The sequence below is a fragment of the Streptomyces odonnellii genome, from assembly GCF_000981895.1.
Classification (GTDB): domain Bacteria; phylum Actinomycetota; class Actinomycetes; order Streptomycetales; family Streptomycetaceae; genus Streptomyces; species Streptomyces odonnellii.
On the sequence record NZ_LATD01000153.1, the window covers coordinates 19,440 to 29,729 of the forward strand.

The 10,290-nt window shown below is 70.6% G+C and carries 8 protein-coding genes; 5 read left to right on the forward strand and 3 right to left on the reverse strand.

Features of this window, described 5'->3' with window-relative positions:
* Positions 1-2,985 (forward strand): NHLP bacteriocin export ABC transporter permease/ATPase subunit, encoded by a 2,985-nt coding sequence (locus WH07_RS15650; RefSeq protein ID WP_046500498.1) that lies wholly within the window; start codon positions 1-3, stop codon positions 2,983-2,985.
* Between the two features lie 74 nt (positions 2,986-3,059).
* Here WH07_RS15650 and WH07_RS15655 read toward each other — a convergent pair whose 3' ends face one another.
* Complete coding sequence (locus WH07_RS15655) at positions 3,060-5,972, reverse strand: LuxR C-terminal-related transcriptional regulator (protein ID WP_079023254.1); 2,913 nt, start codon at positions 5,970-5,972, stop codon at positions 3,060-3,062.
* Positions 5,973-6,304: 332 nt separating this feature from the next.
* On the opposite strand from WH07_RS15655, the gene WH07_RS36245 reads away from it, so the two are divergent.
* Positions 6,305-6,958: a hypothetical protein gene (locus WH07_RS36245; RefSeq protein ID WP_052744397.1), complete on the forward strand. Its 654-nt coding sequence runs from the start codon at positions 6,305-6,307 to the stop codon at positions 6,956-6,958.
* Positions 6,959-7,007: 49 nt separating this feature from the next.
* Here the strand turns inward: WH07_RS36245 and WH07_RS15665 are convergent, their stop codons facing one another.
* Positions 7,008-7,385: a MerR family transcriptional regulator gene (locus WH07_RS15665; RefSeq protein WP_046500500.1), complete on the reverse strand. Its 378-nt coding sequence runs from the start codon at positions 7,383-7,385 to the stop codon at positions 7,008-7,010.
* A 127-nt stretch (positions 7,386-7,512) separates the two neighbouring features.
* Here WH07_RS15665 and WH07_RS15670 point away from each other — a divergent pair, with 127 nt between their 5' ends.
* A complete protein-coding gene (locus WH07_RS15670) occupies positions 7,513-8,586 on the forward strand; it encodes an alkene reductase (protein WP_046500501.1) in 1,074 nt (357 codons plus the stop codon).
* A gap of 7 nt (positions 8,587-8,593) precedes the next feature.
* On the opposite strand, the gene WH07_RS15675 is transcribed toward WH07_RS15670, so the two are convergent.
* Entirely contained in the window at positions 8,594-9,103 is a 510-nt protein-coding gene (locus WH07_RS15675; protein ID WP_046500502.1) for a cysteine hydrolase family protein, read from the reverse strand.
* A gap of 88 nt (positions 9,104-9,191) precedes the next feature.
* Between WH07_RS15675 and WH07_RS15680 the strand changes: the two genes are divergently transcribed.
* Together WH07_RS15680 and WH07_RS15685 are read left to right on the forward strand one after the other, a co-directional pair.
* The gene (locus tag WH07_RS15680; protein WP_046500503.1) at positions 9,192-9,638 is read left to right on the forward strand and encodes a MarR family winged helix-turn-helix transcriptional regulator; all 447 of its coding nucleotides are present in this window, start codon (positions 9,192-9,194) and stop codon (positions 9,636-9,638) included.
* A gap of 101 nt (positions 9,639-9,739) precedes the next feature.
* A partial coding sequence (locus WH07_RS15685; protein ID WP_157877351.1) for an MFS transporter occupies positions 9,740-10,290 on the forward strand: 551 nt, incomplete at its 3' end.

Genomic DNA, 10,290 nt, shown 5'->3' on the forward strand with positions numbered 1-10,290 from the left:
GTGTCGTCCGTACGTCCCACGGACCAGCAGGGCGCGGTGCCGGAACCGGGCGGTGCCGACCCGGTGATCCTCGCGCTGGGCGGTCTCGGCGCGTCCGTCGACTGCGCGGGTCTGCGCAGTGTGCCGCTGGAGGGACCGCACATGTTGTGGCTCGTCCTCGGCGGAGCCCTGGACCTGTTCGCCGTCGGCGTGGCGGAGAAGGGACACTGGCATTTCCTCGGCCGGCTCGAAGCGGGGACGCTGCTGCTCGGACCCGTCGAGGGGCCCGCGCACACACTGCTCGGCAGACCCTCGCAGGACTGCCTGCTGCGCAGGATCCCGCTGCGCGAACTCCACCGGCCGGAGTACGGGCACCGGCCCGAGCACGGGAATCACGGGGACCACGGCCAGTACGACGCCTACGGCCAGGCGTACGGGGATCCTCACGCGTACGAGGGTGCTCACACGTACGGGGACACGTACGGGGAGGCATACGGGGAAGCATACGGGCCGCACGCGCCGCTGGAGCACGCCTTCGCTCTCGGCGTCGGCCGCGGGTTCGGCGTCCTTTTCGAGGCACCGCTCGACGGCCGTTCCGCGGTCGACGAGGCCGTGGCCGACGACGACGTCCTGTGGATGCCGGTCCCCGAGGGCAGTGTGCGCTACGGCGCCTCGTACAGCGCGGAGGCGGCGGGCGACCTGCTCGTCGACGGCACGATGTGGCAGGGGATGGTCGACCGGCAGTTCCGGCTGCTGTCCGCCGTCGACCGCTGGATCGAACGGGTGGAGCGCGCCCACGAGGACCGTACGGCCGCCGGCATCAAGGCGGGCCAGGCGGCCGGAGCCCGGGCCGACCAGGCACTGCTGGCCTCCATCGGCAGGCCGGAGCGGGCCGGACGGAACGCCGCGGGCGATGACGGAAGCGATGACGACGCGACGTACGCCGTCTGCCGTCTGGTCGCCGAGGCGTCGGGCATCACCCTGTCCGGCCCCCCGAAGGGCGGCGCGGCCGGTACCACCGACGGCGCGCGTGACGCACGCGTCTCCCTCGTCGAGCGCATCGCCGTCACCTCCCGGATCCGTACCCGTGCCGTACGGCTGGACGGGCGCTGGTGGCGGACGGACACCGGTCCCATGGTGGGCCATTGGGGCAAGTCGGGCGCGCCGGTCGCACTGCTGTGGCGCCGGGGCGGGCACGAGGCGGTGAACCCGGCCTCGGGTCTGCGGCTGCGTATCGGCTCGGCCAACGCCGCCGAACTCGAACCGCGTGCCGTGATGTTCTACCGCCCGCTCCCCGAACAGCCCCTGACACTGCGGCGGTTGTTCCGCTTCAGCCTGCGCGGCACCCGCATGGAGATGCGTCATCTGCTCGTCGCCGGGCTGGTCACGGTCGGGCTCGGCGGCCTCGTACCCATCGCCACCGGCCAGGTGCTCGGTGTGTACGTACCGAACGCCGAGAACAGCCTCATCGTCCAGGTGTCCCTGGCACTCATGGTCACCGGTGTCGTCTCCGCCGCGTTCATGCTGCTGCAGAATCTCACCATCCTGCGGATCGAGGGCCGGATCGAGAGCTCGCTTCAACCCGCCGTCTGGGACCGGCTGTTGCGGCTGCCGACGAAGTTCTTCACCGAGCGCTCCACCGGGGAGCTGGCCAGTGCGGCGATGGGCATCAGCGCGATCCGCCGCGTGCTGTCCGGCACCGGCCCGGTGGCCGTGCAGGCCGGCACGGTCGGCGTCATGAATCTCGGACTGCTCCTCTTCTACAACGTGCCGCTGGCCCTCGCGGCGGTCGCGATGCTGATCGTCATCGGCTCGGTGTTCCTGGCGATGGGCCTGTGGCAGCTCCGCTGGCAGCGACGGCTCGTCGAACTCGGCAACAAGCTCAACAACCAGGCGTTCCAGACCCTGCGCGGCCTTCCCAAGCTGCGCGTGGCCGCCGCCGAGAGCTTCGCGTACGCCGCGTGGGCGCGCGAGTTCGCCCGCTCCCGCGAACTCCAGCAGCGGACGGGCCGGATCAAGAACCTGACCACCGTTCTCGACGCCGTGTATCTGCCGTTGTGTTCGTTCATCATGTTCGTGCTCCTCGCGGGACCGGCCCGCGGCAGCATGTCGGCCGGCGCGTTCCTGACCTTCAGTACATCGGTGACCATGCTGCTCACATCGGTCACCCAGATCACCGGCGCGCTCATCTCCGGCGCCGCGGCACTGCCCCTGTTCGAGCAGGTCAGGCCGATCCTGGACGAGCCGCCGGAAGTACGCGGCGGCAGCGCGCAACCCGGTGTCCTGTCGGGTGCCGTAGCGGCCAGGAACCTCTCCTTCCGCTACACCGACGACGGCCCGCTGGCTCTCGACGACGTGTCGCTCGAGGTCGGGCCCGGCGAGTTCGTGGCGGTCGTCGGCCCGAGCGGCTGCGGCAAGTCGACACTGCTGCGCCTCCTCATCGGCTTCGACAAACCACTGTCCGGCAGTGTCCTCTACGACGGCCAGGACCTGGCGGCCCTCGACCAAGCCGCCGTACGACGTCAGTGCGGGGTCGTCCTGCAGAACGCGCAGCCGCTCACCGGATCGATCCTGGACTGCATCTGCGGCGCCGAGGCCTTCACCCAGGAGGAGGTGTGGGAGGCGGCGGAAATGGCGGGCCTGGCCGAGGACATCAGGCGTATGCCGATGGGTCTGCACACCATGATCGCGGGCGGTGGCGCGATTTCGGGCGGCCAGCGGCAGCGACTGATGATCGCCCAGGCGCTGATCCGCAGGCCGCGCATTCTGTTCTTCGACGAGGCCACCAGCGCACTGGACAACGAGACGCAGCGCATCGTGGTCGAGAGCACCCGCAAACTCAGTGCCAGTCGGCTGGTCATCGCCCACCGGCTGACCACGGTCATGGACGCGGACCGTGTGATCGTGATGTCGGACGGCCGTGTGGTCGAGCAGGGTCCACCGGCCACCCTGCTGGCGGACCCGGCCGGCCGGCTGTATGAGCTGGTGCGACGGCAGATGACGTGAGAGGGGGCGTCGAGAGGGGGCGTACGGCTCGGACGCGACGGCCCGTGTGCGGCGAGATCGGTGGACTTCGTCCGTCAGCGGTCCCCGGACTCGCCGCCGGCTTCGGTGCCGTTGGTGCCGTCGGCGGTCTCGGTTGTCTCGGCGGTTTCGGCGGACCCGGTGGCTTCAGTGGTTTCGGAGAGGCCGAGGGTGAGGACGTTACGGAGTTCCCGTCGGTTCGTCACACCGGTCTTGCGGTAGACGCGGTACAGGTGATTGTCGACGGTACGCACCATGATGCCGAGCCGGCTCGCGATCTGCCGGCTGCTCTGTCCGTCGGCGGCGAGGCGTGCGATGTCCCGTTCCCTGTCGGTCAGTTCGGGGGTCCAGCAGGCGAGGACGGCGGGCGTCATCACGCCCTCGCAGTGTCGCGCGAGCTGAAGACAGCGGTCCGCGGCGCGTTGTGCCCGGACCGTGCTTCCGTTGCGTAACCACAGGCGGGCCGCGTGCGCTGCGGCCTCGGCCGCGTGCAGATGCATACCGGCGGTCTCGAACGAGGCGCAGACCTGCTCCAGGGCGGACGCGTCGCGGCCGGCGAGAGCACCGGCGTGTTCGGCGTAGATCGCGATGTGCGGGGCGTCGGAGACGGTGGCGAGCTCGACGAGCCGGCCGGAGACGGCCGCGGACTGACCGAGACGTACCGGCAGGTGCAGCAGCTCCGCCTCCCACAGCAGGCCCTGCTCCCGCCGTGCGTCGTCGGCCGCGCGCATCGCCTGGCGCGCGGCGTCGCGGAGGCGGCCCCGAGCCGCCAGGATCCACGGCTGCGCCATCCGGAAGGCCAGGGTGTGGAGGCTGCGGTACGACTCCACATGGGCGAGATGCGCCTGGTCGAGCAGCGTCTGGGCCTCGGCGGCGTTGCCGGCCATCGCCTCGACGGTGGCCCACTCACCGAACACCAGCGCATGCTGGCCCCAGGTGGAGTCGTCCCGCAGTGTGGAGGCGGCTTCGCGCATGTGCCGCCGGGCGGTCGCCAACTGTCCGCGGCGTGCGGCGATCCTGCCGAGGTAGAGCCGCCAAGCCCCTTGGCTCCCCACCCACTTGGACTCCAGAGCCTGCTCGTACTGCGCGGTGGCGGTCGCCTCGGCTTCGCCCAGCCGTCCCGAGAACGCCTGGGCGTTGCACAGCCAGCTCAGCAGCCCGGCGTGCAGGAAGGGGATGTCGTTCTCGCCGGACAGGATCCGCAATGCCGATTCGATCAGCCGTAACGCGGTGTCCGTGCGGGCATGACAGAAGTGATCGATGCACTCGGCGTAGAGCACCCTGACCGTCGTCCGCGGGCCCGGTGACGCGCACTGCCTGGCACGTTCGACGGCCTGTGTGTACGCTGGCCAGTCGGCCTGCGACGCGAGCAGTACGGCTTGCAGGGAGGCCAGTTCCGGGCACGCGGCCTCATCGGTCATCGCCTCTTCCGTACCGCGCAGCAGTTCCACGGCGTCGGCGGGCCGGTCGAGGGAGAGATACATATTGGCGGCCCGCAGTTGCACCGACTGCAACTCCTCGCGGTCGGGCGTGATGGTCCGCGACAGTCCGCTGTGGACCTGCTCCGCCCGTACACCGTCTCCCGTATAACCGAGCGCGACGGCCAGCGCTCGCTGGGCCGGCGCACCGCCACCGGCGTCGCAGGCCGCTCGCGCCAGTCGTGCCGCCAGGGTGAAGTCCATGGTCAGTACGGCGTGTTCGGCCGCGGAGAGAAGGAACCGCGGATCGGTGAGATCACCGGCTTCCAGACGCCAGCCGCCGACCCGGGCCGGATCCTCGCGCCGGCGCATGCCCGTGCGCTCGATCGCCTCGGCCAAGTCCCGGCAGTGGCGGCGCCACCGGTGAGGGGGCGTCCGCCGGCGCAGCACTTCGCCGTACAGGGGATGGGCCAGCCGTACCTGGCTTCGCCAGCCGTCCTTCTCGCCGACGATCAGCTCGCGGCGGTCGAGTTCGTCCATGACCGCGGCGCCGGTGAGCTGTTCGAAGACCGTCACGCCGAGGGGTTCCCCCAACGCCATGAGTTCCGCGGCACGCTGCACCGGAGCGGAGAGCTGCCCGATACGCCGGCTCACCAGATCGACCAGTCGTGTGCTGAGCTGGAACGGTCCGTGCCAGCGCCACACATCACCGACGGCCGCCAGCGTCCCGGAGGCGAGTCCCGCGTCGACGAGCTGCTGGAGCCACAGCACATTGCCGCCGCTGTACTGCCAGAGGCTGTGCGCGGTCGCGGTCTGCACCTGCCCGCGCAGCGTACGTTCCAGCAGGCGGCTGACGGAGTCCGGGCCCAGCGGCGGAAGTTCGACCCGGTCCGCGTAGTTTCCGCGTATCAACGCCTCGACGGCGTCGGGCATCGGCACTTCGGAACGGCCGGTGAGGACGATCCGTATACCGCCGTGCGTGCCTCCACGTGTGCTTCCGCGTGTGGCGCCGTGCATGCCGCTCCGTACGGCGAGGTGCAACAGGAGGGAAGCCGAACCGTCGTCGAGCAGATGGACGTCGTCGACGAGCAGGATCCGCTGTCCGTCGCCGATGCCGGCGAGCAGTCCATCGGCGAGAACCCGCAGCAGATTGGGGCGCCCGCCGGCCGTGGGTAACGTTGTCGGCAACAGATGCGCCAAGGCGCCGAAGGGAATGCGCGCGACGCTTTCGGTGGCCGACGCGGTCAGTAATCGCTCCGCGGACGCGGCGGTTCCGGTTTCGGCCTCGGCTTCGGTTCGGGACAGCAACTCCCGGGCCGTACGCGTCTTGCCGACGCCGACAGGCCCCGTGATCAGCAGTACGGGCCGGGCCGAGTGCTCCATCAGGGATATCAGCTCGGCCAGCGTCCCGTCCCGGCCCGTGAACGGCCAGGAGTACGAGAAGGGTGAGAAGGGCGAGGACGGACGGGCCTCGCCCGGGGGAGATCCGGGGGATCGGATTTCGTGTACGGAAGGTTGCGGAGATATCGGGCGCTCTGACCGGTCTTCCATCGGAAGCCCTCCGTGTGGATCAGCTCCACCCGCCGGGCCCGCTGGTCCGGCGCTGCCGGGCTGAGTATCGCATTACTCACGACATGAAACCGCCGCATGGATAGGTTTCACACCGCCCGCGTCCAGCGGCGCTCCCAGTGGAATTCGACCGACCCGGAATCACCTGTTCTGGCTGCGGGGCACCACCTGTTCCGGCTGCGAATCGCCCCTCGCAGAATGGCGAAAACTCGCTTCAGTGTTGTTTTGAGACTCCGGTGGCCGATATCGGCCACCGCGTGTGACAAGCCGGCGGAGGCATCTCGCGGCGCGTACTGGCCGGGCTGATCGCGGCGGTGGCGCTGCTGACGGGACTGGTGGTCACGGGCCCGTCGGCCATGGCGGCCGACCTGCCGTACGGTCCGTACACCTGCGCCTCGGGCTATGTGTGGCGGGAGGCGGTCCCGTCCGACCTGGTCTGTGTGACGCCGCAGATCCGCTCCCAGATCACTTCGGAGAACGCACTGGGCCCGTCCCGCCGGGAGCCCAACGGCGGCATCTACGGTCCGGACACCTGCAAGCCGGGCTTCGTCTGGCGTGAGACGCGGCCCTCGGACCATGTCTGCGTACCGCCCGCGAGCCGCGACCAGGCCCGCGCCGACAACGCCAACGCCCCGTGGCGGCTGGCGGACCCGGGCGCGACGCCGCGCGGCGGGGTGTCCGTCTCCACCACCTTCCACCAACTGGGCGGCTATCTGTACGCCACCGGCAGCGGACTCAGCCCGAACGGCGTGGTGCGGTTCTACGCGGTCGGCATCAACACGGTCGCGCCCTACTCGCTGGGCTCACTGAATGTCAGCGCCTCGGGCACCGTGCCGGGCTGGCAGTACGTCGCGGACATCAGGTGCCGAGGCGGACAGACGCAGCCGGCCACCGTCGTGGTCCTCGACCAGGGCTCCGGTCTGGTCACCACCGCCGGCACCACGGACGCGTTCCGCCACTGCGGCTGAGCCGGCCCTCGCGCTGAAGGTCACGAGCGGCATGTACGGACGGCCGCGGTCAGCCGACCGCGGCCGTCCTCTGCTGCTCCCGGTACGCGCGGGCCGTGGCCATCAGGCCGTCCAGCGCGTCCCTGGTCCGGATGAGTTCCGCGATGTGAGCGGAGAGCTTGTCGTGTTCCTGCGCCATCCGTTCCAGCGCGAAGTCGGAGTTCTGCTCGCTGGGCGCGTCGACGCAGGGCAGCAGCTCGACGATGGTGCGGCTGGACAGCCCCGCGGCGTACAGCCGCTGGACGAACGCGACCCGCTCCACCTCGTACTCCGTGTAGTGCCGCTGGCCACTGGGGCTGCGGGTGCTGGTGACCAGCCCCTGCTCCTCGTAGTAGCGCACGGACCTGACGCTCACCCCGGCCCGTGACGCGAGCTCCCCGATCCGCACGAGCCCCTCCTCGGTATGCGCCGTGACGTGTCGCGCGTCACAAGCCTTGCCTCTGACATAGATGTGAGGTTTTAGCGTAGCGGCAGCGCCCGGGTCCGGGCGCCGGGGACCTCGAAGGAGTCTTGACGTGACGACCCTTTTCACCAGCTACCGGCTCGGCGGACTGACGCTGCCCAACCGGGTGGTCATGGCGCCCATGACCCGGGTCCGGGCCGCCGCCGGCGGTCTGGCGACGCCGTCGATGGCGGCGTACTACGCCCAGCGGGCCACGGCCGGGCTGATCGTGAGCGAGGGTGTGCAGCCGAGCCTGATCGGGCAGTCCAACCCGGGAACACCGGGACTGCACACCGACGAGCAGGTCGCCGCCTGGCTCCCCGTGACCGACGCCGTCCACACCAGCGGCGGACGGATCTTCGCGCAGATCATGCACGGCGGCCGGGTCTCGCACCCCGACACCACCGGCATGCGGCCGGTCGCGCCCTCCGCCGTACCCGCCATCGGTGACGTGTTCACCCCGACCGGCCCGCAGCCCGCCCCGATGCCGCGCGCCCTGGACACCGCCGAAGTGCCGGAGCACGTACGGTCGTACGGGCAGGCCGCCCGCCACGCCGTCGACGCGGGCTTCGACGGCGTGGAGCTGCACGGCGCCAACGGTTATCTGATCTCGCAGTTCCTCTCCTCCAACGCCAATCTGCGCACGGACCGTTACGGTGGCCCGGTCGTCAACCGGATCCGCTTCGCTGTGGAGGCCACCGCCGCCGCCGTCGAGGCCGTCGGCGCGGCCAGGACCGGCATCCGGCTCTCACCGGGCGGGACCTTCTGGGGAGTCGAGGAGACCGACGTCCATGAGCTCTACTCCGCGCTGCTGACCGAACTGGCCGCTCTCGGGGTGGCGTACGTACACCTCGAAGCCACCGCCGACGAGGAGTCGCTCGTCGCCCTGCGCCGGGCCTGGCCGGGCACGCTCATCATGAACCCGGTGCTTCCGATGGGACCGAAGCAGACCGGCCGGGACGACGCCGACCACTGGCTCGCGCTGGGCGCCGACCTCATCAGCTTCGGCCGCGGCTTCATCGCCAACCCCGACCTGGTCGAGCGGCTGCGCGGCGGACTGCCGATCGCACCGGTCGACGAGACCACGTACTACCAGGGCGGTGACGCGGGCTACTTGACCTACCCGGCCCACCAGTACGCGGCCTGACGCCGGCTCAGAGGGACTTGGACCACTCGTCCGCGGTGGTGACCTGGGCCTGGCGGGGGAAGACCTTTTCGGTGAGGACGCGGTGGACCTCGGGGTCCTGGTCGGCGCAGGCGTCGGCCAGGACGGTGAGCCGGTAGTCGAGGTCGGCCGCCTGGCGCAGGGTGGAGAGCACGACACCGCTGGTGGCGATGCCGGCCAGGACGAGGCTGTCCACGCGGGCCGCGCGCAGCAGGACGTCGAGATCGCTGCCGCTGAACGCGCTGACGCGGCGTTTGACGACGACCGGTTCGTCGGGGCGCGGCGCCAGCGCGTCGATCACCTGGGTGGCCGGGCTGTCCTGGGTGAAGGCGTCGCCGGTCTGCGCGAGAGCGCCGAAGGCGCTGTTCGCGGCGGCGGCCTCCGGAGAGCCGCCTCGGACGGCGCGGCCGGCCGCCCCGACGACGGACTCGTTGCCCAGGCGCTCGGTGATGCCGTTCTGGAAGTCCATGACCAGCAGGGCCGTACGGGACTCGGACATGAGGGTTCCTCTCGACAGGGGAGATGGCTCCGGGGAAGAAGCTCAGTCTCAACTGAACAGTTTGCATTGAACAGTGTAGGCTGAACGTATGCAAAATGAAACGAACCCCATCGAGGCCTCGGCGCTACAGGCGTCCCTGGACCTGCGTGTGGTGGTCGGCCGGCTGCGGCGGCGGATCATGCAGGTGACCGACGGGGAGGACCTGACCCCTTCGCAGGCGTCGGTCCTGATGCGGATCGGCAAGAGCGAAGCGGTCACCGCCGCCGCGCTGGCGACCGCCGAGCATGTACGGCAGCAGTCCATGGCCGTCACCCTGACGTCCCTGCGGAAGCTGGGACTGATCACCCGTACCCCCGACCCCTCCGACGGGCGCCGTCAGATCGTCGAGCTGACCGAGGCCGGCCGCGAACGCGTCGAAGGCGCGCGTCAGGCGGGCGTGGAGTGGCTGGCCCGGGCCTTCCAGGACCAGTTCGACGACGCCGAGCGCCGCACCGTCGTCGAGGCGGTGCGGCTGCTGGGCCGGCTCGCCGACTGAACTCCCGAACCGACCGGAAGACGCGGGGACTTGATGGGAAGGCGTACGAACTGAACACGAAACCCGCCGAGCGGGCCTTCGACAGACGGCTGCTCGCGCCGATGATGACCGGCGCCATCCTCAACCCCGTCAACTCGTCGATCATCGCCGTCGCCCTGGCACCGATCGGCGCCGCCCTGGGCGCCGACGCCTCCGAGACCGCCTGGCTCATCTCCGCGCTCTATCTCGCGACGTCCATAGGACAGCCGCTGGCCGGGCGGCTCGTCGACATGTACGGCCCCAGACGCCTGTTCCTCGCGGGCGCCGCGCTGACCGGCGTCGCCGGAGTGCTCGGCACGCTCGCCCCGGACCTCGGTGTCCTCGTCGCCGCGCGCGTCATCCTCGGCTTCGGCACCTGCGCCGGCTATCCGGCCGCCATGTATCTGATACGCAGCGAGGCCGACCGTACGGGAATGAAGAGCCCCGCCGGTGTCCTCACGGCCCTCGCCGTCGCCACCCAGACCATCGCCGTCGTCGGCCCCACCCTCGGCGGCCTGCTCATCGGACTCGGCGGCTGGCGCAGCACCTTCGCGGTCAACATCCCGCTCGCGATCGCCTGCCTCGTCCTCGGCCTGCTGTACCTGCCCGCGCACCGGCCCGCCCAGGCCGCTCC